Annotated in this window: 23 protein-coding genes and 1 pseudogene; 10 read left to right on the top strand and 14 right to left on the bottom strand. The window is 55.9% G+C overall.

Going from position 1 to position 25,153, the window contains the following annotated elements; genetic code table 11:
• The first annotated feature begins 24 nt into the window (after positions 1–24).
• The 6 genes from ACJ8J1_RS03205 (at position 25) to lptG (ending at position 5,863) form a co-directional block, all read left to right on the top strand.
• The gene (locus tag ACJ8J1_RS03205; RefSeq protein ID WP_442520320.1) at positions 25–819 is read left to right on the top strand and encodes a hypothetical protein; all 795 of its coding nucleotides are present in this window, start codon (positions 25–27) and stop codon (positions 817–819) included.
• Between the two features lie 72 nt (positions 820–891).
• Positions 892–2,229: a lipopolysaccharide biosynthesis protein gene (locus ACJ8J1_RS03200; RefSeq protein ID WP_004935553.1), complete on the top strand. Its 1,338-nt coding sequence runs from the start codon at positions 892–894 to the stop codon at positions 2,227–2,229.
• Positions 2,226–3,095: a hypothetical protein gene (locus ACJ8J1_RS03195; RefSeq protein ID WP_033643767.1), complete on the top strand. Its 870-nt coding sequence runs from the start codon at positions 2,226–2,228 to the stop codon at positions 3,093–3,095. The genes ACJ8J1_RS03200 and ACJ8J1_RS03195 overlap by 4 nt, the downstream gene beginning before the upstream one ends.
• Before the next feature lie 20 nt (positions 3,096–3,115).
• A complete protein-coding gene (locus tag ACJ8J1_RS03190; RefSeq protein WP_116286365.1) occupies positions 3,116–3,682 on the top strand; it encodes a YtfJ family protein in 567 nt (188 codons plus the stop codon).
• A gap of 34 nt (positions 3,683–3,716) precedes the next feature.
• Positions 3,717–4,787, top strand: coding sequence for an LPS export ABC transporter permease LptF (gene lptF, locus ACJ8J1_RS03185; protein WP_033643768.1), 1,071 nt, complete (start codon positions 3,717–3,719; stop codon positions 4,785–4,787).
• Positions 4,784–5,863, top strand: coding sequence for an LPS export ABC transporter permease LptG (gene lptG / locus ACJ8J1_RS03180; protein ID WP_241439415.1), 1,080 nt, complete (start codon positions 4,784–4,786; stop codon positions 5,861–5,863). The genes lptF and lptG overlap by 4 nt, the downstream gene beginning before the upstream one ends.
• Positions 5,864–5,925: 62 nt before the next feature.
• Here lptG and ACJ8J1_RS03175 read toward each other — a convergent pair whose 3' ends face one another.
• Together ACJ8J1_RS03175 and ACJ8J1_RS03170 are read right to left on the bottom strand one after the other, a co-directional pair.
• Positions 5,926–6,147 (bottom strand): DUF6434 domain-containing protein, encoded by a 222-nt coding sequence (locus ACJ8J1_RS03175; RefSeq protein ID WP_071991654.1) that lies wholly within the window; start codon positions 6,145–6,147, stop codon positions 5,926–5,928.
• Between the two features lie 154 nt (positions 6,148–6,301).
• Positions 6,302–7,609 (bottom strand): serine hydrolase domain-containing protein, encoded by a 1,308-nt coding sequence (locus ACJ8J1_RS03170; RefSeq protein WP_442520319.1) that lies wholly within the window; start codon positions 7,607–7,609, stop codon positions 6,302–6,304.
• A 107-nt stretch (positions 7,610–7,716) separates the two neighbouring features.
• Here ACJ8J1_RS03170 and ACJ8J1_RS03165 point away from each other — a divergent pair, with 107 nt between their 5' ends.
• The 3 genes and pseudogenes from ACJ8J1_RS03165 to ACJ8J1_RS03155 all read left to right on the top strand — a co-directional run.
• Positions 7,717–8,610 (top strand): LysR family transcriptional regulator, encoded by an 894-nt coding sequence (locus ACJ8J1_RS03165; protein WP_033643771.1) that lies wholly within the window; start codon positions 7,717–7,719, stop codon positions 8,608–8,610.
• Positions 8,611–8,965: 355 nt separating this feature from the next.
• A complete protein-coding gene (gene dgt, locus ACJ8J1_RS03160) occupies positions 8,966–11,494 on the top strand; it encodes a dGTP triphosphohydrolase (RefSeq protein ID WP_071991655.1) in 2,529 nt (842 codons plus the stop codon).
• A gap of 59 nt (positions 11,495–11,553) precedes the next feature.
• Positions 11,554–11,655, top strand: a pseudogene (locus ACJ8J1_RS03155) (transposase); the annotation flags it as partial.
• A gap of 126 nt (positions 11,656–11,781) precedes the next feature.
• On the opposite strand, the gene ACJ8J1_RS03150 reads toward ACJ8J1_RS03155, so the two are convergent.
• The 4 genes from ACJ8J1_RS03150 to ACJ8J1_RS03135 form a co-directional block, all read right to left on the bottom strand.
• Positions 11,782–12,384: a site-specific integrase gene (locus ACJ8J1_RS03150; RefSeq protein WP_033643773.1), complete on the bottom strand. Its 603-nt coding sequence runs from the start codon at positions 12,382–12,384 to the stop codon at positions 11,782–11,784.
• A 215-nt stretch (positions 12,385–12,599) separates the two neighbouring features.
• On the bottom strand, positions 12,600–13,247 hold the full coding sequence (locus ACJ8J1_RS03145) for a GIY-YIG nuclease family protein (RefSeq protein ID WP_071991657.1): 648 nt from the start codon (positions 13,245–13,247) through the stop codon (positions 12,600–12,602).
• Between the two features lie 263 nt (positions 13,248–13,510).
• Positions 13,511–14,113: a site-specific integrase gene (locus ACJ8J1_RS03140; protein ID WP_033643774.1), complete on the bottom strand. Its 603-nt coding sequence runs from the start codon at positions 14,111–14,113 to the stop codon at positions 13,511–13,513.
• Between the two features lie 203 nt (positions 14,114–14,316).
• Positions 14,317–15,156 (bottom strand): hypothetical protein, encoded by an 840-nt coding sequence (locus ACJ8J1_RS03135; protein ID WP_142075755.1) that lies wholly within the window; start codon positions 15,154–15,156, stop codon positions 14,317–14,319.
• Between the two features lie 570 nt (positions 15,157–15,726).
• On the opposite strand from ACJ8J1_RS03135, the gene ACJ8J1_RS03130 reads away from it, so the two are divergent.
• The gene (locus tag ACJ8J1_RS03130; protein WP_004935582.1) at positions 15,727–16,731 is read left to right on the top strand and encodes a LacI family DNA-binding transcriptional regulator; all 1,005 of its coding nucleotides are present in this window, start codon (positions 15,727–15,729) and stop codon (positions 16,729–16,731) included.
• A 6-nt stretch (positions 16,732–16,737) separates the two neighbouring features.
• On the opposite strand, the gene araD is transcribed toward ACJ8J1_RS03130, so the two are convergent.
• From araD to tmaR, 8 genes are all read right to left on the bottom strand, one after another.
• Positions 16,738–17,430 (bottom strand): L-ribulose-5-phosphate 4-epimerase, encoded by a 693-nt coding sequence (gene araD / locus ACJ8J1_RS03125; RefSeq protein WP_021505898.1) that lies wholly within the window; start codon positions 17,428–17,430, stop codon positions 16,738–16,740.
• Entirely contained in the window at positions 17,424–18,293 is an 870-nt protein-coding gene (locus ACJ8J1_RS03120; protein WP_033643775.1) for an L-ribulose-5-phosphate 3-epimerase, read from the bottom strand. Before ACJ8J1_RS03120 ends, araD begins: the two co-directional genes overlap by 7 nt.
• Positions 18,280–19,767, bottom strand: coding sequence for an FGGY-family carbohydrate kinase (locus ACJ8J1_RS03115; protein WP_033643776.1), 1,488 nt, complete (start codon positions 19,765–19,767; stop codon positions 18,280–18,282). The genes ACJ8J1_RS03120 and ACJ8J1_RS03115 overlap by 14 nt, the downstream gene beginning before the upstream one ends.
• Positions 19,768–19,775: 8 nt before the next feature.
• Entirely contained in the window at positions 19,776–20,765 is a 990-nt protein-coding gene (locus tag ACJ8J1_RS03110) for an ABC transporter permease (RefSeq protein WP_033643777.1), read from the bottom strand.
• On the bottom strand, positions 20,762–22,252 hold the full coding sequence (locus tag ACJ8J1_RS03105; protein ID WP_033644324.1) for a sugar ABC transporter ATP-binding protein: 1,491 nt from the start codon (positions 22,250–22,252) through the stop codon (positions 20,762–20,764). Before ACJ8J1_RS03105 ends, ACJ8J1_RS03110 begins: the two co-directional genes overlap by 4 nt.
• 54 nt (positions 22,253–22,306) lie before the next feature.
• Positions 22,307–23,224, bottom strand: coding sequence for an ABC transporter substrate-binding protein (locus ACJ8J1_RS03100; protein WP_033643778.1), 918 nt, complete (start codon positions 23,222–23,224; stop codon positions 22,307–22,309).
• A gap of 136 nt (positions 23,225–23,360) precedes the next feature.
• Positions 23,361–24,428 carry a zinc-binding dehydrogenase gene (locus tag ACJ8J1_RS03095; RefSeq protein WP_033643780.1) on the bottom strand — a complete coding sequence of 356 codons (1,068 nt, stop codon included), beginning with the start codon at positions 24,426–24,428 and terminating at the stop codon, positions 23,361–23,363.
• Positions 24,429–24,782: 354 nt separating this feature from the next.
• A complete protein-coding gene (tmaR, locus tag ACJ8J1_RS03090) occupies positions 24,783–25,100 on the bottom strand; it encodes a PTS system regulator TmaR (RefSeq protein ID WP_004935612.1) in 318 nt (105 codons plus the stop codon).
• Positions 25,101–25,153: the final 53 nt, after the last annotated feature.

Raw genomic sequence — 25,153 nt, 5'->3', positions numbered from 1 at the left:
AATAACCTTTTCGTACTGAAACAGATGAAAAAAAATAAACTCACTGCCGAGCAGGATATCTCTCACGGCTGCATCACCGGGCTGATTGCCGTGGTGGGCAGCGACGGCACGGGCAAGTCCACGCTGACCGCCGATCTGGTGAAAAACCTGCAGCAGCATCGCCCCACGCAGCGCCGCTATTTAGGGCTGATCTCCGGCGAAGACGGCGACAAAATCAAGAAATTGCCGTTCATCGGCGTGTGGCTGGAGCGGCGCCTTGCGGCCAAATCCGATAAAACCCAGCGCATGAGCAACAGGCCGCCGGCACTGTGGGCGGCGCTGATCATGTACGGCTTTTCGCTGTGGCGCGCCGCCAACCTGCGCAAGGTGCGGCGGCTGGCGCAGAGCGGCGTGCTGGTGATCAGCGATCGCTACCCGCAGGCGGAAATTTCCGGTTTTTACTACGATGGGCCCGGCATCGGCGTGGAACGCGCAAAAGGCCGGCTATTGCGCCGCCTGGCGGCGCGCGAACGCCGTTTATATCAACTCATGGCCGTCTATCGGCCGGAGCTGATCATTCGCCTGGATATCGACGTCGATACGGCGTTTTCCCGCAAGCCCGATCACAGCTATGAAGAGCTGAAAGACAAGATTTCCGCCATGGTGCGCCTGCAGTACAACGGCGCGCGCATCATCGAGCTGGACGCCAGAGCCCCTTACGACGAGGTGCTGAGCAACGCGCTCAACGCCATTTCCGCCGTGGTGAACCCCGCGAAGCGCCCGCAGAGCGACATCGGGCAACCCGGCGAAAACGCCGGTAAAGAAACTCAGGTTTATTAAAAAGAGACAGGGCAAGCGCATGAGTGCGGAACACAAGATGCACAAAAATAACGATGATGGCTGGTTTAAGTTATGAAACGATGGTTTTCCGATGGCGCGTTTCGTTCCATTTTACGTAATGCCGCCTATTTAGGCTCCGGCAGCGTCGCCAGCGCACTGCTTGGCCTGCTGGCGCTCTCCTGCGCCGGTAAAGGCATGTCGCCTGAAATGTTCGGCGTGCTGGTGGTGATCCAGGCCTATACCAAAGCGGTCAGCGATTTCATCAAATTCCAAACCTGGCAGTTTGTGGTGCAATTCGGCACCCCGGCGCTGGAGCATCAAAATACCGGGCGCTTCCGCGACGTCGTCGCGTTCTCCTTCGGCCTGGATATCGCCAGCGGCGTCATCGCCGTGCTGGGCGGCATGATCATGCTGCCGTTCTTGTCACACGCCCTGGGGCTGGACAGCGAAAGCTTCTGGCTCGCCATGCTGTACTGCACCCTGATCCCGTCGATGACCTCGTCCACGCCGACCGGCGTGCTGCGCGCCTTCAACCGCTTCGATCTCATCGCCATTCAGCAGGCGATCAAGCCGTTTCTGCAGGCGGTGGGCAGCGTCATCTCCTATTATTTCGATCTGGGGTTCCCCGGTTTCATCGTCACCTGGTACGCCTCTAACCTGATCGGCGGCACGCTGTTTTGGTGGTTCACCGCGCGCGAGCTGCGCCGCCGCGATATCCACGGCGCGCTGAGGCCGCGCCTGTTCAACGTCGCGCGCCGCATCGAGGGCGCCTGGAACTTCGTCTGGACCACCAACATCGCCCACACCATCTGGGCCGCGCGCAACTCCTGCACCACCGTGCTGGTGGGCGTGGTGCTCGGGCCGGCCGCCGCCGGGCTGTTCAAGATCGCCATGACCTTCTTCGATGCGACGGGCACCCCGGCCAAGCTGCTGGAGAAAAGCTTCTATCCCGAGATCATGCGTTTGGATCCGCGCACCAAGACCCCGTGGCTGCTGGGCCTGCGCTCTTCGTTGCTGGCCGGCGGCATCGGTCTGGCCGTCGCGGTGTTGATGTTGCTGGTGGGCAAGCCGCTTATTTCCGCGGTCTTCGGGCAGCAATACCTGGAAGCCTATGACCTGATTCAAATCATGCTGGGCGCGATCATCGTCTCGATGATGGGCTTCCCGCAGGAATCCTTGCTGTTTATGGCGGGCAAGCAGCGCGCCTTCCTGATCGCGCAGGCGACGGCCTCGGCGGCCTACATTGCGCTGCTGGTGTCGATGGCGTATGCCTTCGGCGTGCAGGGCGCCGCCTTCGCTTATTTACTGGGGCAATGTTTAGACGTGCTGTTATCCCTGATACCGACGATCGGCGCCTACCGCAATCGCTTTATGTTGGGGCTGAATGTGCCCAAAGAGAGTAATCAATGACCGCTAACACGAATTGGAAGAAGTTCTCCGCCGAAACCACCCAGGCGCTGTTTGTCGCCGTGGAAGAGGATGACCTGGTCGAGGCGAATATCAGCCTGCCGCAGCAGATCGATCTGGAATGCTCCCCCGAGAGCATTCGGGACAACTACGCGCTGTGCCTGCAGTTTTGGGAAGACGGCTTTTCCCGCCGCGAGCTGCTGCAACTGGTGAACGGTTTCCTGCAAGACCCGCAGTTGGCGGCGGCTACCCGCATGCGCTACAAATATATCCGCGCCCGCTATAAGCACCTGCGCTTCGCCCAGCAGCTGTACGGCGCGCCCCACCGCGCCAACCGCCTGTTCCACACCACCACCGTGGTGCTCGGCCATTTTCAGGACGCGTTTCGCAACGGCAACCAGAAGAACCTGACGCTGTACGGCAACCTGCTGCGGCTGCTGCTCAGCAAGCCGGTATGGTCTTACGTGCGCTATGCGCTGCGCCACACCCGCCTGGAAAGCGCACAGGGCTTTATCGCCTACCGCCAGGAGCAGATGCGCCAGCTGCAGACGCTGATCGCCGGCCCGGCGCTGACCGGGCATCAATTCCACGACGTGCGCAAAATCGTCAGTCGCCAGGTGTCGTTTTACGACACGCTGAGATCGATCGATCCGGACAACCGCGAGGCCCGGCAGATTTCGCGCTTCCTGGCGGCGATTAACGGCCTGATGGGCGACCGGCACGACGTGATGGTGGCGGACAAGCTGGCCGGCGGCGATATCTATGACCGGCCGGCGACGCTGGACATCGACATCCGCCAGCGCCTGGAGCTGCTGCTGGCGCGTTTTCCGCTGTCGTTTTCCCCGTCGGCCGTCGCGGCCGGCAGATAAGCGCGTTGCCCGTAGCCATGATGACGTTACCTCGCTTGCTGGCCCTCGCCCTGCTGCTGTCGCCGCTGGCGGCGCCGGCGCATAACTTCGTGCATGGCCGGCCGGTGGCGCCGATCGCCATCGCCGATCGCGGCGAGCTGCTGCTGCGCAACGGCGATTTCAGCTACCGGCCATGGAACAGCGCAAAACTGGCGGGCAAGGTGCGGGTGATCCAGTACATCGCCGGGCGCACCTCCGCCAAAAAGAAGAACTCGCTGCTGATCAACGCCGTCAAGGACGCGAACCTGCCAGGCGACCGCTTCCAGCCCACCACCATCGTCAACACCGACGATGCGATACCGGGCTCCGGCTTCTTCGTGCGCGGCAAGATCGAGAAAAACAAGCGGCATTACCCCTGGGCGCAATTTATCGTCGACAGCGACGGGCTGGGGCGCATGGCCTGGCGGCTGCCGGAGGAGAGCTCCACCATCGTGGTGCTGGACAAGGCCGGGCGCGTGCAGTGGGCGAAGGACGGCGCACTCACCCCGCAGGAAGTTGACCAGGTGATCGCCCTGCTGCGCGCGCTGATCGCGCAGGAGACGCCATGAAGCGCACGCGCACGCCGCCGGGAGCCGATAACGCATGCCTTTGATTGAACGCTATATCACGGTTGAGATCCGCCGCCTGGTGATGATGATCGCCGGGTTTCTGATCTTCATGTTCGCCAGCTACTCCGCCCAGCGCTACCTGACCGACGCCGCCAACGGCACGCTGGCGCTGCGGGTGGTGGCCGACGTGGTTTTCTATAAGTCGCTGATTGCGCTGGAGATGATATTGCCCGTCGCGCTGTATGTCTCGGTGGCGGTGGCGCTGAGCCAGATGTACAGCGATGCGGAGATCACCGCCATGCTGGCCGCCGGCGCCAGCCCGTTGCGGCTGTACAAGGCGGTGCTGCTGCTCGCGGTGCCGCTGGCGATAGCGGTCACGCTGCTGTCGCTGTATGGCAGGCCCTGGGCGTACGCCAATATTTATCAGCTGCAACAACAGTCGCAGTCGGTGCTGGACGTGAGCCACCTGCAGGCCGACAAATTCAACGTCAGCGGCAACGGCCGCATGATCCTCGCCAATCACGTCGACAAAACGGCCAATCATTTGACCGATGCCCTGATTTATGTGCGCGGCGGCCATCACACCAACCTGTACCGCGCGCAGTCGGTGGAGGTGCTCGACGCCTCCCCTGCCAGCCCCGCCGTGCGGCTGAAAACCGGCACCGCCTATGTGCTGGATCGTGAGGGCGCTGACGACAACGGGCAGAATTACGACAACTTTGATATCGCGCTCAAACCGTTCGTGCCCAGCGCCGAGAGCCGGCACAAGTCGGCCTCGCCGGCGGAGCTGGCGCGCTCCGCCGATCCGGGCGATGCCGCCGAACTGCAATGGCGCGAGAGCCGCGGGCTGACCACCGTGCTGATGGTGCTGCTGGCGATCCCCTTTAGCCGCATCAAGCCGCGGCAGGGGCGCTACGCCGCGCTGCTGCCCCTGACGGTGCTGTTTACCGTAATTTTCTATGGCGGCAACATTTGCCGCACGCTGGTGGCCAACGGTTCTCTGCCGACGATCCCCGGCGTTTGGCTGGTGCCGCTGGCGATGGCTGTCGGCATCGCCCTGCTGCTGGCGCGCGACTTATCCCTGCTGCGGAAACCCTCCCGATGACTATTTTTAGCCGCTACCTAATGCGCAACGTGTTCATCGGCTTCGCCGCCGCGGCCGGGCTGCTCATCCCGCTGTTCACCACCTTTACGCTGATCAACGAGCTGGAGGACGTGACCCCGGGCGGCTACCGCTGGCAGCAGGCGCTGCTGGTGACCGTGCTGACCCTGCCGCGCAGCCTGGTCGATCTGGGGCCGTTTATCGCGCTGCTCGGCGGCATCGTCGGGCTGGGGCAGCTGTCGAAAACCCTGGAACTGACCGCGATCCGCTCCGCCGGGATGTCGATATTCCGCATTGCGCTGGTGATGCTCGCCGCCGGGCTGCTGATGAACCTGTCGCTCGGCGCCCTCGATGAGTGGGCAGCCTCGCCGCTGCAGCAACGCGCGCTGCAGATGAAGAACAACGCGCTGGCGCAGTCGAACGCTAACGACGTCACCGTGAACCCGCTGTGGGCGCGGCGCGGCAACGAGTTTGTGACGGTAAAAACCGTCGATGAGAACGACCAGCCCCACGGCATTGAGATCTTCCGTTATCAGGCCAACCGCGCGCTGGAATCTTACCTTTACGCCGACAGCGCCAGCACCGCCGCCGACGGCAGCTGGCTGCTGCACAACGTGATGCAGAAACGCTGGCAAGGCAGAAAGGAGACGATTGAGCGGCAAAGCAGCCTGCCGTGGCGCTCGCTGTTCGCCGTGCCGAGCCTGAAAGATCTGACCCTGCCGGCCGGCAGCTTCTCGCTCCAACAGCTGGATCGCTATATCGATTACCTGCAGGGCTCGGGGCAGCCCAGCACCGAATACCGCCTGGCGCTGTGGAAAAAACTCGGCCAGCCCCTGCTGGTGCTGGCGATGATTTTGCTGGCCATCCCGTTTACCTTCACCGCCCCGCGTGCGCCCGGCATGGGCAGCCGGTTAGCGCTCGGCGTGATCGTCGGGCTGCTGACCTACATCGCTTACCAGATCGTCCTCAACCTGGGGTTGCTGTTCGCCCTCAACGCGCCCTTCACCGCCCTCGCCCCGCCGCTGCTGATTTTGGCGCTGGCGTTGGCGCTGGTTTATCGGTTTGATCGGCGGGGTTAAGAGTGAGAACAGTGGAATAATGGGAAGGGTTGCAGGTGATTGACTCGTCCGCAGGTTGCACCCTATCCGCTAAGGTTGAGGGAGTGCCTACGCTGCCATTCATCGACGACATCACCTAACGTCTTTGGCATGTCATTGCGTATCCATGCCATAAATTCACGATCGAAGCGAAAATCCTCTCCGCACGCCTCAACCATGAAACGACGAACGTTTTGCGTATTTTTGTAGCTTTTATCCACGATCGTGGCGCGTGTTAGCAATGCGCTATGCCAATCGATTTTCAATTTAGCCACTCCCCAACCTAGACTGACATGCCGCACTTTTGTCACGCTTGTTGCGGCGCAAAGTGGATGTGGTGAAAAGCATAGCCCAGATCGCCGTTTCCGCGCTGTTATATGCATGGGCGGAATGGCAACCGCCCCTGCTCGCTCCGTGGGATTAACGCAGTTCCTTCGCTATCGCGCTAAACATCAGCGACGCCTCCAGCGGTTGGGCTCTGAAAGAAGGTTCCGCCTGCGGCCAGGTAGACCACTGGACGATCACCAGATTCTCCGCCCGATTGACCATAATCATCTGGCCGAAGATCCCCAGCGCCCACAGGGAATGTTTCAGGGATGCCTGCGGAGCGGGTTCTACGTTGGCCGCATTCGCCGGCACATCGTTGTTCCACCATTGGTAGCCGTAGATGCCGTTGGGATGCGCCGCCGACACCGAGCCTGCCGCCCGCGTCCAGTTGGACGACTGGGCTACCCAATCTTCCGGCAAGATCTGTTTGCCGTTCGGCAGCTTCCCGTTATGCAGAATGAATTCGCCGAAGCGCCCCCAGTCTTCCAGCGTGGCGTTGAAGCCGTGCGCGCCCACGTCGTGTTGGCCTTTGGCGTAGGCATGCCACACGCCGTCGTTCGCCATGCCGTACGGCTGCCAGATGCTTTGTTCCAGATAAGCCGCCAGCGGCATGCCGGTAGCGCGCTCCAGCACGTCGCCCAGCAGCCACGCGCCGCCGGAGGAGTAAGACCAGTTCTGCCCAGCCGGATGCGCACGCTGCAAACCGGCTACCAGCTTGCGCACGCAGGCGTAGGTGCCGGGCCTGGCTTCACACTCGGTCAGCTGCGCGAAGTCCGATTTCGGGTTGGTGTAATCCTCATTCCACGCCACGCCGGAGGTGTGGGTGATCAGCTGCCTGAGGGTCACGCCGTCCCACGCGGTGCCTTTCAGATCGGGTTCGTATTGCGTGATGAGATCGTCGAGCGAGCGGATTTTGCCCTGTTTAATCGCCACGCCCACCAGCGTGGCGACCACGGATTTGCCCACCGAGCGCGACGTCCACAGCGTGGCGTCGGTATTGCCCTGCCCCAGATATTTCCAGGCAATTTTGCCGTCTTTCAGCACCAGCATGCCGCTGACGTTCTGGCGCTGCAGGTAATCCTGCAGGTGGTAGGTTTTGCCATTCACCCGATAGCTGGCGTCGGTTAGCTGTTTAGCGGCAGTAAGCAGCGGCGTGGCGTTACCATGGTGAAACACATCCCCCGCATAGTTGCGGTAGTCGTTACGAAAACCGATCACCCGATCGCTCTGGCTCCAGGTGAGCATCTTGTGCGTGTCCGGCAATTGGGCATCGAAAGGTGCGGGACAGGCGCTGAGTTCAGTGCCCGCACAGGCGGCCAGCGCGGCGGGCGCCAACAGGCCGCTGCAGAGACTGATGACAACGCCCGCCAGCAGGCTGCGGTTAAACACTTTGCTTTTCATATTTTTTCTCGCTTAGCTCAGGAAGGCGTTCAGCTTAAAAAAACGCGGCCTATAATAAAAAACGCCTGATGGGGGAAAATCCCCCGCAAAATCGACGGGAGAACCGCGTGCCGAGCCTGATTTATTCCTTTGCCCAACTGGAAGCCTTCACCGCCGTGGCCGAGCACGGCAGCCTGGCGAAAGCCGCGCTCAAGCTGGGCAAAGACCGCACGACGCTGCGCGATTTGATTGATTTTCTCGAGGATGGGCTGGGCTATGCGCTGTTCCTGCGCGAGGGGCGCAGCCTGCACCTGACGCCGGAAGGCGAACAGCTGCAGCGCCAGGCGCACCTGCTTATGCGCCAGGTGAAAGCGTTTGAGGCATTTGCCAAAGACGTGCCGAAGAGCGCAGCGCAGGAAATCTCGCTGGTCTACGATCCCTTTACCCCCCGCACGCTGCTGCAGGCGCTGATTGCCGCTATGGCCCAGCGCAACACGCGCCTGAGCCTGATTAACGCCTCGCGCGACGAGGCTGAAAGCCTGCTGGCAAGCGGCCAGGCCGATCTGGGCATCTGCCAGGCGCGCCACCGCAGCGTGGGCGACGCCATGGAGTGGCGCGCCTTAGGGGCGATAGAGATGGATTTTTACGCGTCTAAAGCGCTTTTCCCCGGCGCGGAACACCCGCTTTCGCTGCTGGAGCTCTCGCTCACGCCGCAGGTGATCATGCACCCGGATTCTGACGAACCAGTGGCGCGCCGCCTGCAAATTTCCGGGCATACCATATTTACCAATGAGCTGGAAATGCTGCGCGCCCTGCTCGAACAGGGCTGCGGCTGGGGATTCTTGCCGACGCATATGCATGCCGAACAGTGGAAAAACGTCAACACGCTGCGCACCGAAGTCGGCAGCCAGGGGATCAGCCAAACCATGGTGACCATCTGGAAGCCGGGCAATGACCGACGAACGCTGATTGATGAGACGTTGGGGCTGTTGCCGGAGTTGTGGCGGGGGGTTGGGGGGTGAAAAGTCGCGGCTAGATTAGCGGTGTTGTTATCGGTAGTCGAGCGTAGGGTTCATCATCTGCGTTGTTTATACGATCATTCTTGAGCGGGGATTTCTGTTTTCCTCAATGAGCCCCACAACGCTTCCGTTCCACAGCTACTGGTACTGGTTTATTGCTTTGAACGGTGGCATTAAGGGGCAGCTTTGAGCGAGAAGCGGAAGTTCACGATCATTTCCACTGCTGCTTAAGGTTTTACAAGCATAGTGGTATGTTAGTGAACTGGCCGCAGGTCAAGTTGACCACAATTTTTTTTATGCAATACTCAGCATTTCTAAACAATAGTTTTAATTTAACTAGTCTAACACTGGAAAGCATATGACTACACGCACACATCAAGAACAAGTTTGGGAGACCAACTTGAGAATAAAAATTAAAAATCTGTTTAAGCGAGGATATAAAAAATTTGATGAGATATTACCACTGTGTGATGGCGCCCAACCTAAAGATGCATTTCGCATATTTAACGAATTGAAAGAAACCAACTTTGGAACATCTACTAATTCACTTGACTATAAATCTAAATTTTTCTTCAAACTCCCTGCGGCCAACCCTAAATTTTTCCAATGGTGGTATACTCTTGAATCACAGGAGTTAATGACTACTAGGATTCTGGATATTCATAATGATCATGACATTGCCTGCATAGGCACTCCTACTTTAGCCGCAACAATTTCTTCATACAACAAAGAAGTAACATTGCTTGATATTGATGAAGATGTTGTATCTTTATTTAATAAAGTATTTACAGGTATATCAAATGCCGAGGTGCATGATGTAAATGTCGGCAATATTGGCTTACATGGAAAAAAATATGACTGCATAACAATAGACCCTCCTTGGTACCCTTCTGAATTTAAAAAGTTTATTTCTAGAGCAATACAGTTATCAAAAGATGGAGCAACAATCTATTGCTCTATCCCACAAAATCTTACACGACCAGGGATTAGAGAGGAGAGAGCGGAACTAATTTCATCTTTGCAAAAATGTGGTCATGATATATTATACATTGAGCCTAGTGTGATGAAATACATAGTTCCATATTTTGAAGAAGAAGCATTAAAAAATAGTGGTATTGAGACAAAGAATCAACCATGGAGATCTTCTGATTTATTAGTAATAAAAGTCAATGGGACTAAAACACTAAGCTTTGAGTCCGAAGTGATTAACAAGGTCAGGTCTTTCTCTAGGGTTGGGAATAATCATGTTTTTCGGGTGTTCATAGAAGAAAACAATGTAGAATCTAGTTTTCCAATTAGAAGAGTTGATGACTTTTCCAAATCTATTAGCAATAGAGACAATGTTGAAAAAGTAAACTTATGGACTTCGGAAAAACAAGGATTTCAAGTTAACGATATAGTCTTTTTTAACGAAGTAATCCAATTATGGAGTGATGGTAATAATATAGAAGAGACAATAAAGATTATTGGTGAGAGAAATAACGACAAAGCTAATGTAAACTCAATTAAACAGATAATTGAACAGCTAGAAGAATATACTGGTTTTTGGGCGATGACCCCAGAATCTCCAGTGCGTCGCACATCTGAAGAAATAAAAAAGAAAAATGATGCTTTGTCTAGTGAGTGGGCCGCCAAAGCCTCTGAAAGAGAACATGGAAGCAGAAGTGATGGCTTTCGCATAGAATTTCAAAGGGATCGAGATAGAATTATCTGGTCGAATGGGTTTAGAAAACTCGCTGATAAAACTCAATTATTCCCTCTTGAAGAAGATGAACATTTAAGACAACGACTGGCACATAGCATAGAGGTAATGCAGCTAGCATCGACTATTGGTGCTGCTTTCGGTTTAGATAAGAACTTAATAGAAGCTGGCTCATTAGCTCATGACATAGGGCATACTCCATTTGGGCATGCTGGCGAACACGCAATAGATCAAATGTTTCGAAAATTAGGTTTTAAAGGTGGCTTTAACCATTATGAGCACGGTGTGGATGTTGTTCGATTTTTGGAAGGTTCATATCAATACAGCGTTATTGAATTGCATAATGGGCTAAATTTAACACCAGAGGTATGTGATTGCATTTTAAAACATACGTATTGCCACAATGGGGATGGACCTAGTCAAGAAAATATATGGAAACATACAAAACATCAAAAATACCTGAAATGTGGAGGATACAGTCACCTTGAAGGTCAGGCAGTTAGAGCTGCTGATAAAATATCTTATTTACTATCAGATATAGAGGATGGAATAAAGTTAGGAGCTATACAACTTCATGACCTCTTAGGTTCTAGACTGTTTCATCGAGCTCCAATAGACTTTAGAATGAGAAGCGGCGAAAATCTATATGGTAAGTTTATAGAGCAAAGGGGGGCTATAATAAAACTCCTGATGGAAGATATCATTCTGGAGTCAACAAAAAGGATCAGTAAATTAAAATCCAGAGCCGATGTTTTTAATGCGGGCCATTACTGTGTATTTCATAGTGAACAGATTGATAATGACATGGGAGAAATTTGGGGTAAAATTCAAGTCAACAAACTTCACCTAGATCCGAGAGTTTTATCTGCTAATATGAAGGCTTCAAAAATGGTAAGCGAGTTATTGTTACTTTTTACGTTATTCCCTGAGCATATAAATACACAATTCAGAATGGAGCATGAGAGATTAAATTCAACTGAATACTTGAAGTATTATAGAGACCAACATAAAACAATTGAAATACCTTATGAACTTTTAAAATTCTTGCCTTTGGATATGATGATAGGTTTCCACCCTGGAAATACTAAATATATAGATGTATATCAGTTAATTTTGGCCAAGGATTATGTTGCAAGCCTAACAGATAAGAAACTAAAGAGGGTTTACAAAGAGCTATTAGATTAATTGTTTTTATTGAATTTTTTTCAGTGATATCTCTGTATTTTCCCTGTAAGGAGATCTCCATGCGTAAAGTCCGATTCACCGAACATAAGATCATTGCCGTACTGAAGTCCGTTGAGACCGGGCGTGCCGTAAGGGACCTTTGCCGTGAAGCCGAGATCTCTGGAACTTAGTACTAGTGTATGCATACTACCTAACGGACTAGGCACCTTTGAACATATTACCTGACGTATCGTAACTTTCTAGATGTCCGCTTCTGGCACAGGGCTGCTGTTGCAGCCCTGACAACCTTAGACTTCAATCGATTCAGAGATCTCTAACGCATCATCGACTTCGATGCCCAGATAACGGACTGTGCTTTCCAGTTTCTTATGGCCCAACAGAAGTTGGATCACCCGGAGATTCTTGGTTTTCTTGTATATCAGGTAAGGTTTTGTTCTTCTCATGGAATGTGTGCTGTAAAGCGAAGCTTCGAGACCAAGCTTTTCTACCCACCTATGAAAAATTCGGCTGTATTGGCGGGTTGATATGTGCCGGTTAGTTCCGATCCGAGACCGAAACAAGAAGTCTTTACTGTGCAAATTGCCAAGCTTTATCAATGCAGCAACAGCTTCTCTTGTCCCTTTGGTTATCTCAAATTGCACAGGGCTACCGGTTTTCTGTTGCAGCACCGTTGCTCTGCTTGAAACCGAGCTACCATATGCAACATCAGATACTTTGAGGTTCACCAGATCACAGCCTCGTAGCTTACTGTCTAAGGCCATATTGAACAGAGCTAAATCACGCGTTTTACCTTCCAGTTCAAGTCGGATTCGGATCCCCCAGATATGAGATATCTGAAGTGGTCTTTTTTGGCCTATGATACGGTCTTTATTCCACGGTGACGTGTTCATACTCAAATCTCCTGCAATGTGGGAGATTTGAGTATGGTTGTCCCTTATGAGCGAACAGCGGACGTTGCGATTCCTCGTGAGCGCTAATATTGTATTCTAGATAATCAGGTCATGAGTAGCCGTATGGACTAAAAATTTAAGCATTATTTCGTTATAACCTATACTAAAAAACCATTAAATGCCATATGGATAGTTTTTAAATTATAATAGTGGTTCTATTTTAAATATATTTTTCTAATTTCATCTCCTCGATGAAAATCAAACAGAAAATTGAAATAATCTGCAAACTGATAGTCTCTAAGGCCCGCAGCCAAAGCTCTACTTTTATATTCGTACGGTTCAGGCCTAAATATGGTTTTTATTTCTTTCAAGGCATCAACATTGACATAATTCAATTTTTCTTGATCCCGGTCTTCCCGTATATAGATTTCGTAAAGACTCCACCCTCTTACTGAAAAGCCCCTCTTAGCCAACATCCAGTCAATTTGGTGTTCTGCCTCCTCAGGATCGTTAAAAAACCACTCTGAATCCCGCTGAGTTCTTACATGTTTTATCGCCCCTCCAAAAGTGGCTCTGTGATGAAAATAGTTTTCGATATCATTCAGTTCTTGCTGCGAACATCCCCAAGTACAGGCTGAGAGTTGATACGTTGCAAATAATTCAAGAAATGGGTTATAAGTTTTACCTTCGTTTATTCTTTTTAATGGATCTTCTTTAGTGGTAAGCCCAATTTTACACATATTCATGTCACGAATATCAATAGCGATGTAAATCCATGCATTCGGTATCGTAGGATAATGAGCGTAATGTGGATTCTGACTAGCCTTTTCAGTATATTTTCCATACAACTCATCGTAATCCATTCCTTTCACCCCACAGTTAATTGTCTGAAGTATTATAACAAGTATCGGTTATTACTCGAAATCCTTTAGTGTTTTTTAACCAGTGTTTGATGCTAATCTATCTTAAGGTCGGAAATAAAGACATAAACTATTAGCGTTGGAAATGACAAGCATACGGTTGAAAATTCAACGCTCACTGTTAACTCTTTTACGTATTATATGCAACACAAGTTAGAGCTAACGTCCACTTCTGGCACAGGGCTGCTGTTGCAGCCCTGACAACCTTAGACTTCAATCGATTCAGAGATCTCTAACGCATCATCCACTTCAATGCCCAGATAACGGACTGTGCTTTCCAGTTTCTTATGGCCCAACAGAAGTTGGATCACCCGGAGATTCTTGGTTTTCTTGTAGATTAGGTAAGGTTTCGTTCTTCTCAAGGAGTGTGTGCTGTAAAGCGAATCTTCGAGACCAAGCTTTTCTACCCACCCATGAAAAATTCGGTTGTACTGCCGGGTTGATATGTGCTGGTTAGTTCCGACCCGAGACCGAAACAAGGAGTCTTTACTATGCAAATTGCTAAGCTTTATCAGTGCAGCAACAGCTTCTCTTGTCCCTTTGGTTATCTCAAATTGCACGGGACTACCAGTTTTCTGTTGCAACACCGTTGCTCTGCTTGAAACAGAGTTACCATATGCAATATCAGATACTTTGAGTTTGACCAGATCGCAGCCTCGTAGCTTACTGTCCAGGGCCATATTGAACAGAGCTAAATCACGCGTTTTACCTTCCAGTTCAAGTCGGACTCGGATCCCCCAGATATGAGATATCTGGAGTGGTCTTTTTTGACCGATGATACGGTCTTTGTTCCACGGTGACGTGTTCATACTCAAATCTCCTGCAATGAGAGAGATTTGAGTATGGCTGTCCCTTATGAGCGAGAAGCAGATATTGGCGTCACAATGAGGCTGAAAGATTTTCAATATTGAAGATAAATTAGTTAAAAAAGTTATTTTAATTTTAATTAAACGCGATAAAAATAAATTATTGAAAGTGAAAAGTTAATGCAAATAGAAAGCTATCGAATTTGTTAATTTCTATTTTGCTGGGCAAGGAAACTCGCGCGAGCATTGTTTTTATAATTCCTATAGTCTAAATCACGAAGATTTCGAATGTGACTAGAAATGATTCTATAGTGCTCATTAAACTCCTGAGCTTTATAGTCACGACGACGCTGTACTGCAAGGTTATTAATTGCAGTACATATAGCACTAAGCAATTTTTTCCTTTCATTTATAGAGAGTAAATTTTCGTAACGAATTAAAAAACCCTCCGTTATATCAGGACTAATTTTAAAATAAGTTGAACTTTGCCAATCATCGTGTGTGGAAGTAAATGGATGGATCCATTGGCCATGTGCAATTTTGTTTCGATAAGTAATGGTTTTTGAGAAATATTCACTGATCCAATCAGATATCTTAATATAAATATTATAAATACTAAAATCGCAATTATCTTCGGTCAAGTCCATATGTAATGGTAACTGAACACTTTTCTTTACAGCAATAGTCAAAGCAGCTTTCCATTTATTTTCCAAACTATTATTGTTGTAAACAATCGCTCTTTCTGGTTCAGTAAATGCTCCGTTTTCATATAGCAAAACATGAATTCTTGATTCAATCCATATGCCCATTAGCATCGAATAAAGCCGAGTAAATGTTAACTCTAGAGTTGTATCTTCTGTTTTAGCAATAACGTTGCTTAATTGCTTTCTAGCTTCATCAAGTGCTTTTGCGACAGAGTCAAAATTGCTTTGGTGCCATGTCTTAACTTTAAAAATGTAAGCGTCAGGATCAGAAAGATACAACTCATCCTCTCTACGAGGAGACGAAGGGGGGGGAACTATTAATGAAGTATCATTCTGAGCCATCTCATATACTCTAACGAGAATCCTGATGCCAAAAAACTCGCTTGAGTTTTTTGGCATCCAGGATTCGAACCTGGACCTCTCTATTGCTAGAGCGTGCACCTTTACACCACTGCCCTACGGATAAGGTAACAGGATTATATAAAAGACACAACAACTTAAGCTGGGTGAATTTTAAGCGTTAATATGAGAAGTTGATTAAAAAAGTTCGTACCATTCTATTAACACTGCAGGTTCAATTGTTCAAAAGTTATCTTCTCAACTCTAAAACTCCCTAAACTTCAACCTAAAGTGCCGGAATGTTGACTTATAGAAACGTCCGCTCCTGGCACAAAGCAGCCATTAACACCTAACCTCGACCATGCGATACACCTTACCAAACTCTCCGCCAACAAAATACAACCACATAAAATGATTAAACCCACAATTAATAAGCCAGATACATTATTATTCTTGCTTTCATTCTATTATTTTCCTCCCCCACTCCAGCCCATCCCCCAACTCCCCCCTAGCACCGCCCCCGCCCTTTCCCTACAATAAGGGATCTGTTGAGGCATAACGCAAGGAAAGACGGTGTCGAAAGCCAATCCCAATGCCACTATCGTGGATATCGCCCGCCGCGCCAGGGTGACCAATATCACCGTTTCCCGCGCCTTCAATAAGCCCGAGCTGGTCAAGCCGGAAACCCGCGAGCGCATTCACGCCATCGCCAAAGAGCTGAACTATGTGCCCAACGCGTTCGCGCAGGGGCTGAAAAGCAGCAGCAGCCAGATTATCGGCATCGTCACCAGCAGCATGTACAACCCGTTCTATTCCGGCCTGATCAAGACCGTGTCGCGCATTGCGCGTCAGCAGGGCTATCAGATCATGCTGTTCGACACCGACGGCAGCGAAGAGGCGGAAATGCGCGCCATTCAGGCGCTGTTCGGCTACAAGGCGCGCGGCATCTTGCTGTCGGCGGTGCGCGACGACAAGCGCTACCGCCCCGCCTATCTCGAGCTGGCCGAGGTGTACGGCGTGCCGCTGATCCTGATCGACCGCGATCTTTACGATCAGCAGCTGAGCGGCGTGTTCCTCGATAACCGCGAAATCGGCGTGCTGGCCGGGCGTTATCTGGCGGAGCAGCCGGAGCAGAAGCTGCTGATTATCGGCGGCCCGGCGGATTCGGAAATTACGCTAACGCGCACCGCCGGCATCGTCGCGGCGCTGCAGGGCAGCGGGCGTGAGATTCATATCATCAACGGCGACTACGATTTCACCTCGCAAGAGAGCGAAGTGCGCGCCTATCTGGCGCAGCCGGAGAACCGCCCGGATTACATCATCGGCCTGAACGGCATCATCACGCTGGGCGCCATCGCCATTTGCCACGAGATGGGGCTTTATCAGCAGGTGAAGTTCTTCTCGATAGACGAGCCGCCGCGCGCCGGCGCTTACGGCCTGCACATTCCGGGGGTGTATCACGATACGCAGAAACTGGGGGAGATCGCCGCGGAGCTGCTGTTCAGCGCCATTAACAGCCCGCGCGGCGAGTTGCCGGTGCGCAGAGAGTTCTTCACCGGCTCGCTGTTGAATCGCTGACGGGCGCTATTGCCCGTAGTAGGCGTGTTTGCCGTGCTTGCGCAGGAAATGTTTGTCCAGCAGCTCCGGCTGCATCGGGGCGATGGCCGGCGCCAGCTGGCGCGTCGCCATCGCCATGATCGCCACCTCTTCCAGCACCACCGCGTTGTGCACCGCATCCGCCGCGTCCTTGCCCCAGGCGAACGGGCCGTGGGAATAGACCAGCACTCCCGGCACCTGCTGCGGATCGCGCCCCGCCTGATTGAAGGTCTCGATAATCACCTTGCCGGTTTCCCCCTCGTAATCGCCAGCGATCTCCGCCTCGCTCATCGGCCGGGTGCAGGGAATGTCGCCGTAAAAGTAGTCGGCGTGGGTGGTGCCCAGCGCCGGGATCGGCTGTCCGGCCTGCGCCCAGATGGTGGCGTTGCGGCTGTGGGTGTGCACCACGCCGCCGATATCGGCGAAGGCGCGGTACAGCGCCAGGTGGGTGGCGGTGTCGGATGAGGGCTTGCGGTGCCCTTCGCGCACCTTGCCCTCCAGATCCACCACCACCAGATCCGCCAGAGTCATCGCCTCGTAGGCGATGCCCGAAGGTTTGATCACCACCAGCCCGCTCTGGCGGTCGATCGCCGAGACGTTGCCCCAGGTAAAGGTCACCAGCCCGTAGGCCGGCAGGCTGAGGTTGGCGGCCAGCACCTGCCGTTTGAGTTCGTTCAGCATGCGATGCCTCCCTCATTCATCTGTTGTTCGATCCAGGCCTTGGCCTGGGCGATGCGTTGCTTGTCCCGCCCGTCTTCGCGCGCCCACATCTCCAGCAGGTAGGGGCCGCGATAGCCGAGCGCGTTGAGCACGGAAAAGGCGTGGGCGAAGTCCACGCAGCCTTCGCCGAACGGCACGTCGCGGAACTGCCCGGCGCTGCCCGGCCCCACAGCGACGGTGTCTTTGAGGTGCACGGCGGTGATGCTGCCGATGCCCAGCGCCAGCTCGGCGGCGACGTCGTTGCCCCAGGCGCTAAGGTTGCCGAGATCGGGATACACCGTGAACCACGGGCTGTTGACGTGGCGGGCGATGTCGCGCCATTTGCTGATGCTGTTGATGAACGGCGTGTCCATCACCTCCACCGACAGCATCACCTGCGCCCTGGCGGCCTGCGCCGCCGCCCACTGCATGCCCTCGATAAAGCGCTCGCGGCTGTGGCGAACGGCGGGTTCGTAATAGACGTCGTAGCCCGCCAGCTGGATGTTGCGGATGCCAAGATCCGTCGCCAGTTCCAGCGCCTTACTCATCAGCACCCGCGCCCGCTCGCGGGTGGCGGCGTCATGGCTGCCGAACGGATCGCGCCGATGCGCCGACAGGCACAGGCTCGGCACCGTCACCCCGCTGTCGAGCCGCGCCTGGATAAACGCCAGCCGCTGGCGGCGATCCCAGTCCAGCCGCTGCTGGCGCGCCGGCTGCTCGTCTATAGACATCTCCACGAACTCAAAGCCCAGCTCGGCGGCGGTGGCCAGCCGCTGCGGCCAGCTCAGATCGGCGGGCAGCGCCTTTTCATACAGCCCCAGACAGGCGGCGTTAGTCGTTTGCATCAGTCACCTCACTCAAAGCCTGAGCGACCGCCAGATAGCGCGCCTGCTGGGCGCGCAGGCGCCGATGGGCGGCGGTCGCGGGATAATAACAGCGCAATTTGGGCGGCGCGGCGGCGATCGCTTCGGCGAACCCGGCGTACTCCCCGGCGCCGACTGCGGCGCACAGGGCGGCGGCGCGGCAGCCGCTCTGGCGCGTTTCCACCACCTCGAGCGGCAGGTTGCCGGCGTCGGCGTACATCTGCATCCACACCTCGGACTGCGTCGGCCCGCCGGTCATGCGCACCCGTTCGATACGCGGGTTCAGCTGCACCATGCGCTCCTGATGGATCAGGTGCGAGAACACGATGCCTTGGTAGATCGCCTGCACCACGTCCGCCATCTCGTGGTGGGCGCTCAGGCCGATCAGCCCGCCCGGCGTGTTGCCGCCAAGGTTGGAGCCATACAGATAAGGCAGGAACAGCAGCCCGCTCGGCTGCTCGCGGCGCTCGGCCACCCAGGCGTTGAACTGGGCGTAGCGCTGTCGGTCGTCGGCGCAGAACTGGCGCAGGAACCAGGCCAGGTTGCCGGCCGAGGTCGGGCTGCCTTCGTGCACGAAATAGCGGCCGTCGATGCAGTAGCGCCCCCAGGCGTAGGGATGGTCGGCGGGAATGATGCGCTCGGTCACGCAGGTGGCGATCGACCAGGTGCCCGCCACCGCGCTGAGCGTGCGATCGTCGGCCACGCCGGAGCTGAGCGCCGCGCCCACCACGTCGAACAGGCCGCCGTACACCGCGGTACCCGTTCGCAGGCCGCATTGCGCCGCCGCCACGGCCGTCACCCGCCCGGCCAGCTGCGCCGAGCCGATCGTTGGCGCGGTCTTCTCCTGCGCCTCTTCGATGCCGAAGGCCGCCATCAGCGCCGGATCGTAAGCGCCGCTGCGCTGGTTAAACAGGTTGCTGCCGGAGATGTTGGTCACCTCGGCCGCCGCCTCGCCGGTGAGGCGAAAGCGCAGGTAGTCGTGCGCCATCAGGATGCGATCGACGGCGGCGTACTGCGCCGGTTGCCGCTGCTTCAGCCAGCGCAGCAGCAGCGCCGGGTGGCTGGGCCACAGCGGCTGCAGGCTGCGCGGGTAAGTCTGCGCGTCTACGCCGGCGCGGCGCAGCTCAGCCGCCGTGGCCGCCGCGCGGTTGTCCGAAGAGAGGATGCCGTTGCCGACCGGTTTACCGTGGCGGTCGATGGCGTACAGCCCTTTGCCGTGCGCCGAAAAGCTGACGCCGCGCACCTGCCCGGCCGCCAGCCCCGCCGCGTGCAGCGTTTGGCGGATCGCCGTGCAAACGTCATCCCACAGCGCGTCCATATTGCGCTCGCTGAAGCCCGGCTGGGCGGCAATCGCCGCGCCGTCGCGCTCGGCGATCGCCAGCTCTTCACCGCTTGCCCGGTAGAGCCCGGCCTTGATCACCGTGCCGCCGACGTCTATGCCAAGAAAGACTGACATCGCGCCTCCTATTTGCGCCGCACGGAGCTGAGGTAGATGGCGGCCAGGATGATGCCGCCCTTCACCACGTTCTGGATATACGGCGACACGTTCATCAGATTGAGGCCGTTGTTGAGCACCCCGAGCATCATCGCCCCCACCAGCGTGCCGACGATGGCGCCGCGCCCGCCGGAGATCGCCGCCCCGCCCAGCACCACCGCGGCGATGGCGTCCAGCTCGAAGCCTTCGCCGGCGTTGGGCTGCCCGCTCATCAGGCGCGAGGTCAGCACCAGCCCGGCCAGCGCGGCGGTCAGGCCGCTGATCACGTACACCAGCATCTTGTAGCGCGGCACGCGGATGCCGCTCAGGCGCGCCGCCTCTTCGTTACCGCCCATCGCGTAGACGTAGCGGCCGAACGGCAGCTGGTTGAGCATCAGCCAGGCCAGCAGGTACACGCCGATCATGATCAGGATCGGCACCTGGATGCCCAGCACCGTGCCGCGGCCAAAGAAGGAGAAGACGTCGGGCAGGCCGGAGATCGGGTAGCCGCCGGTATAGAGCAGCGCCAGGCCGCGGGCGATGCCCATCGACGCCAGGGTGACGATGATCGGCGGCATGCGCAGGTAGGCGATGCAGGCGCCGTTGGCCAGGCCGAACAGCGCGCCAAGCGCCAGCGCCGCCACCATCGCCAGCGGGATCGGCACCGCCGCCAGCATCAGCCCGGCGGCGACCGAACCGGCCAGCGCCATTACCGGCCCCACCGAGAGATCGATGCCGCCGGTCAGGATGGCGCAGGTCATGCCCACCGCGATGATGGCGTTGATAGATACCTGGCGCGCCACGTTGGTCAGGTTGTTGACGCTGAGGAAGCTGTCGTTCAGCAGGCTCATCAGCACGAACAGGACAACGAAGCCGATAAACGGCAAGACCGCCGGGTGATGCAGCAGTTTTTCCCAGCGCTTGCCGAGGCTGGGGCCGGCGGCGCGGCGCGCCACGGCGGGTTGTTCAATTCCGATCATAAGGCACTCCCGGTCGCGTGAAGCATGATGTGGTTGGATTCGATGTCGTCGCCGGTCAGTTCGGCAACGATGTGGCCGCCGCGAAACACCAGCACGCGATCGCACACGCCGATGATCTCCGGCAGTTCGGAAGAAATCATGATGATGGAGATGCCCTGCTGGGTCAGTTGCTGCATCAGCTGGTAGATCTCGGCCTTGGCGCCCACGTCGATGCCGCGCGTCGGCTCGTCGAAGATCAGGATGTTGCAGTCGTTGTTGAGCCAGCGGGCGATCACCACCTTCTGCTGGTTGCCGCCGCTCAGGGTGCTGACGGCGGTCTCGGCGTCCGGGGTTTTCACGCCCACGGCGCGGATCAGCCGCTGCACCACGTCGCGATCCTTGCGGGCGCTGACGAAGATCTTGCCGCGCCGGTGGTGCCGGTTGAGGGTGATGTTCTGCGCCACCGAAAACGGCAGCACCAGGCCCTCGGTTTTGCGGCTCTCCGGCAGCAGGCCGATGCCCTGCGCCAGCGCCTGCGCCGGGGAGCGCAGCGCCGCCGGTTGGCCGCCGAGGCGGACGCGTTTGCGGTGGCAGCGGCTGGCGCCGATCAGCGTCGAAACGGTCTCGGTACGCCCCGAGCCCACCAGCCCGGCGAAGCCGAGGATCTCGCCCTTGTGCAGGTGGAAGCGGTCGGTCGCGCCGTGCTTCTCGCGCTGGATCTCCGCCTCCAGCAGCACCGTCGCGGTATCGACCGGGTGCTGCTTCACCGGGAAAGCGTTCTCGATTTTGCGCCCGACCATCAGCCGCACCAGCTCTTCCACGTTGGTGTCGCCGGTGGCCAGCGTTTCGATGTAAGCGCCGTCGCGCAGCACGGTGATGCGATCGCAAATGGTGAAGATCTCGTCCAGGTGGTGCGAGATAAACACCATGCCCACGCCCAGCAGCCGCAAATCGTTCATCACGCTGAACAGGTGTTCGGCCTCGCCCGGCGTCAGCGTGGCGGTCGGTTCATCCAGCACCAGCACCCGCGCCTCCAGCGACAGCGCCTTGGCGATCTCAACGAACTGCTGCTGCGCCACGCTCAGCTGCTCCACCGGGCAATCGAGATCGATAGCCACCGTCAGCCGCTTGAAGATCGCCTCGGCCTTGCGCCGCATCGCCCGCCGATCCAGCAGGCCCCAGCGGTTCCTGATCTCCCGGTTGAGGAAGATGTTGTCGATGGCGCTCATGTACGGAATCAACGAGAATTCCTGAAAAATAATGCCGACGCCGGCCTCGATCGCCTGGCGATAGTTGTTAAAGCGGCGCTGCTCGCCGTCGATAAAAATATCGCCCTCGTCCGGCTGATAGATGCCGCACATGATTTTCACCAGCGTCGATTTGCCGGCGCCGTTTTCACCTAGCAGGGCGTGCACCTCGCCGCGTTGAATGGCCAGATCGATGCCGTCCAGCGCCTTCACGCCGGGAAAACTTTTCTTGATTCGCTTCAGTTCCAGTAAAGGTGTCACCGCATTGCCCTCCGCGCCGAACACCCCGCCGCAGCGGGGCGAACCCGGCCGCTGTTACCAGCTAAAGCCGGCCGCATTGCTGCGGTCGATCAGCTTCACTTTGACCGGCACGGTTTTCGGCACCGTGGCGCCCCAGTAGCGGGCCAGCGCAATGCCGAGCGCGATGCGCAGCTGGTCGCGCGGGAACTGCGCTGAGGTAGCGATGAACGGCGAATTCGGCTTGAGGATCTCTTTGATGGCTTCCGGCTGGCCGTCGACGCTCACCAGCTTGACCTTGGCGCCGTTGCTTTCGATCGCCGCCAGGGCGCCGAGCGCGCCGACGTCGTTGACGCTGAAGATGCCCGCCAGATCCGGCACCGACTGCAGCATGTTTTCGGTCACGGTCAGCGCGGTGTCGCGCTCCTGCTTGCCGTTTTGCTTGGTGACGATCTTGATGTCGGGGTATTTTTTCATCGCCGCTTCAAAGCCGCGCACGCGCTCCAGGATCGGCACCACCGGGATACCGTCGAGGATCGCCACCTTGCCTTTGCCGCCCAGCGCTTTCGCCAGGTACTCGCCCGCCTGGAAGCCGGCGTCGTAGTTTTCCGAGCCGACGAATGAATCCAGCGGCCCTTCCGCCTGGGCGTCGATCGCCACCACCACCGCGCCGGCCTTATGGGCGGAGATCACCGCCGACTGCACCCCCACCGAATCGGTCGGGTTGATCAGCAGGATATCCACCTTCTTCTGCAGTATGTCTTCCACGTCGCCGATCTGTTTGGCGACGTCATGGCGCGCATCGGCCACGTACACCTTGGCGCCGATATCCGCCGCCGCCTGATCCAGCGCCTGCTTCATGGTGACGAAGTAGTCGTTGTTCATTTCCTGGAACGACATACCGATCGTGATTTGCTTGGCCAGCGCCACCTGGCTGGCCGCCAACATTCCACCGGCGACGATAAAAGGCAGGGTCTTTTTGAATAATGAAAACATAGCCAATTCTCCTGTAGGGAAGCTTCTTGTTGTGGTTATCAGAGCAACAGCATGTCTTTACGTTTGGCCGACCGGCCGGCCCCTCCATTGCGAACGGGCCGGCGGTCGTGACTGCAACAGCGGTACGGCGGGAGGGTCAGGGAACCAGGATCACCTTGATGGAGTCGGTCGAGTCCGCCAGGGCGAAGGCTTCGTCCCAGTCGTTCAATGAATAGCTGTGGGTGACCACGCCGTTGGAAGTCACCAGCCCGCGTTCGAACAGATCGATGGCGATTTCATAGCTGTAGGGCGCCAGGTGCGCGCCGCGAATGTCCAGCTCCTTGCGATCGCCGATGATGGACCAATCGACGGTGGTTTCCTTGCCGAACACGCTGAACTCCACGAAGCGGCCCAGCTTGCGGATCATCTGCAATCCTTGGGTGACGCCGATCGGCGCGCCGGTGGCCTCAATGTAGACGTCGCAGCCATAGCCGCCGGTCAGCGATTTGACGATCTGGTCGGCGTCTTCCTTCAGCGGGTTGATCACCACGTCGGCGCCGAATTCCTTCGCCAGCGCCAGCCGCTCGTCGATGGCGTCGATAACGATCAGTTTCTTTGGCGTCTTCAGGCGCGCCACCTGCACCATGCACAACCCGAGCGGCCCGGCGCCGGCCAACACCACCACGTCGTCCAGCTGGATGTCGCCGCGCGCCACGGTGTGGATGGCGCAGGCCATCGGCTCGATCAGTACCGCGTCTTCATGGCTCAGGCTTTCCGGGATCTTGTGGACGATGGCGTTTTCGGAAAAGCGCATGTACTCCGCCATGCCGCCCTCCGCCACGTCTTTCTGGAAGCCGTAAATGTTATGCGTCTCACACATCCAGTAGCTGCCGGATTTGCAGTAGCGGCACTCCCAGCACGGCACGATCTGCTCGGCGATCACCCGCTCGCCGAGCCGGTATTTGCCTTCCGCGCCCTCGCCCAGCGCGGCGATGCGGCCGTAGAACTCGTGGCCCGGCACCACCGGCGGTTTAACCCACGGGTTCTCCCCCCAAAACATCTGCGCGCCGTTCTTGCATTTGCAGTCGCCGGCGCAGATGCCGCAGCCTTCCACCTTGATCACCAGCTCGCGCGCCTTCGGCAGCGGCGTAGGCACCTGTTCGAAACGATAGTCCTGCGGGCCATGGCAAACGACCGCGCGCATTTTTTCCGGCAACTGGCTCATCTCTTCCTCCAATACATTCGTTAAACGCTTTAATTCTATTAATGTTGACGTTGTCATTTTTATTCAACAAAAAATGAGTAACGACACAACATGTTAAATTTCAATGAATTAATCATCACACATCCCGAAAACTAAAAATGACAACGTGAACATTGATCGACATATAACCAAAGCTGCAAAAAGAATTGTTTGAGCAAAATCACAGTTCGTTAACATTGCGGCTAAAAATGCTACAAATGCGGATCGCGATCCCATTTACAGGATCGGTGAGGATCGGGAGATGATCGAAACGGCGGGAAGAAGATGATTGGCAGGAATGCGGGCCAGGCATCGCGCCCGGCCCGATAAAGCGGGTTACTTCACTTCGCCCATCGCTTTCAGCTTTTTGGACAGCTCGCGGCGCTCTTTGGACAGATCGGCATTTTTGATGATGTAGTCATCAACGCGATCTTCGTAGTCGCTGCGCATGTTGGCGATGATACCCTGAATGTCTTCAATGCTCATGCCGGGCTTGATGTACTCACTAAGGTTGTCGAGCAGCAGCACGCGCTTCTGGTTATCACGAATTTTCTTTTCGTTGTCGACGATCTCGCGTTGCAGTTTGTTTTTGCGGCGGAACATACGCACAAACTCCAGCACGTCCTGGAAACTCGGCTTATTTGCATTATCCATCTTTATACCCTTGCTTTAGTAATACACAGATTCATTTGCTTACGGCCACATGG

Origin of the sequence: Serratia sp. CY37869 (assembly GCF_052168895.1) — a bacterium.
Lineage (GTDB): Bacteria > Pseudomonadota > Gammaproteobacteria > Enterobacterales > Enterobacteriaceae > Serratia > Serratia ureilytica.
This window is presented reverse-complemented; position numbering and strand designations above follow the sequence as displayed.

Excerpts from the sequence above, each read along its gene's own strand:
- ACJ8J1_RS03205 (WP_442520320.1), top strand. The coding sequence starts at position 25 with ATGAAAAAAAATAAACTCACTGCCGAGCAGGATATCTCTCACGGCTGC.
- ACJ8J1_RS03200 (WP_004935553.1), top strand. The coding sequence starts at position 892 with ATGAAACGATGGTTTTCCGATGGCGCGTTTCGTTCCATTTTACGTAAT.
- ACJ8J1_RS03195 (WP_033643767.1), top strand. The coding sequence starts at position 2,226 with ATGACCGCTAACACGAATTGGAAGAAGTTCTCCGCCGAAACCACCCAG.
- ACJ8J1_RS03190 (WP_116286365.1), top strand. The coding sequence starts at position 3,116 with ATGACGTTACCTCGCTTGCTGGCCCTCGCCCTGCTGCTGTCGCCGCTG.
- lptF (WP_033643768.1), top strand. The coding sequence starts at position 3,717 with ATGCCTTTGATTGAACGCTATATCACGGTTGAGATCCGCCGCCTGGTG.
- lptG (WP_241439415.1), top strand. The coding sequence starts at position 4,784 with ATGACTATTTTTAGCCGCTACCTAATGCGCAACGTGTTCATCGGCTTC.
- ACJ8J1_RS03170 (WP_442520319.1), bottom strand. The coding sequence starts at position 7,609 with ATGAAAAGCAAAGTGTTTAACCGCAGCCTGCTGGCGGGCGTTGTCATC.
- dgt (WP_071991655.1), top strand. The coding sequence starts at position 8,966 with ATGACTACACGCACACATCAAGAACAAGTTTGGGAGACCAACTTGAGA.
- ACJ8J1_RS03150 (WP_033643773.1), bottom strand. The coding sequence starts at position 12,384 with ATGAACACGTCACCGTGGAATAAAGACCGTATCATAGGCCAAAAAAGA.
- ACJ8J1_RS03145 (WP_071991657.1), bottom strand. The coding sequence starts at position 13,247 with ATGGATTACGATGAGTTGTATGGAAAATATACTGAAAAGGCTAGTCAG.
- ACJ8J1_RS03140 (WP_033643774.1), bottom strand. The coding sequence starts at position 14,113 with ATGAACACGTCACCGTGGAACAAAGACCGTATCATCGGTCAAAAAAGA.
- ACJ8J1_RS03135 (WP_142075755.1), bottom strand. The coding sequence starts at position 15,156 with ATGGCTCAGAATGATACTTCATTAATAGTTCCCCCCCCTTCGTCTCCT.
- araD (WP_021505898.1), bottom strand. The coding sequence starts at position 17,430 with ATGCTGAACGAACTCAAACGGCAGGTGCTGGCCGCCAACCTCAGCCTG.
- ACJ8J1_RS03120 (WP_033643775.1), bottom strand. The coding sequence starts at position 18,293 with ATGCAAACGACTAACGCCGCCTGTCTGGGGCTGTATGAAAAGGCGCTG.
- ACJ8J1_RS03115 (WP_033643776.1), bottom strand. The coding sequence starts at position 19,767 with ATGTCAGTCTTTCTTGGCATAGACGTCGGCGGCACGGTGATCAAGGCC.
- ACJ8J1_RS03110 (WP_033643777.1), bottom strand. The coding sequence starts at position 20,765 with ATGATCGGAATTGAACAACCCGCCGTGGCGCGCCGCGCCGCCGGCCCC.
- ACJ8J1_RS03100 (WP_033643778.1), bottom strand. The coding sequence starts at position 23,224 with ATGTTTTCATTATTCAAAAAGACCCTGCCTTTTATCGTCGCCGGTGGA.
- ACJ8J1_RS03095 (WP_033643780.1), bottom strand. The coding sequence starts at position 24,428 with ATGAGCCAGTTGCCGGAAAAAATGCGCGCGGTCGTTTGCCATGGCCCG.
- tmaR (WP_004935612.1), bottom strand. The coding sequence starts at position 25,100 with ATGGATAATGCAAATAAGCCGAGTTTCCAGGACGTGCTGGAGTTTGTG.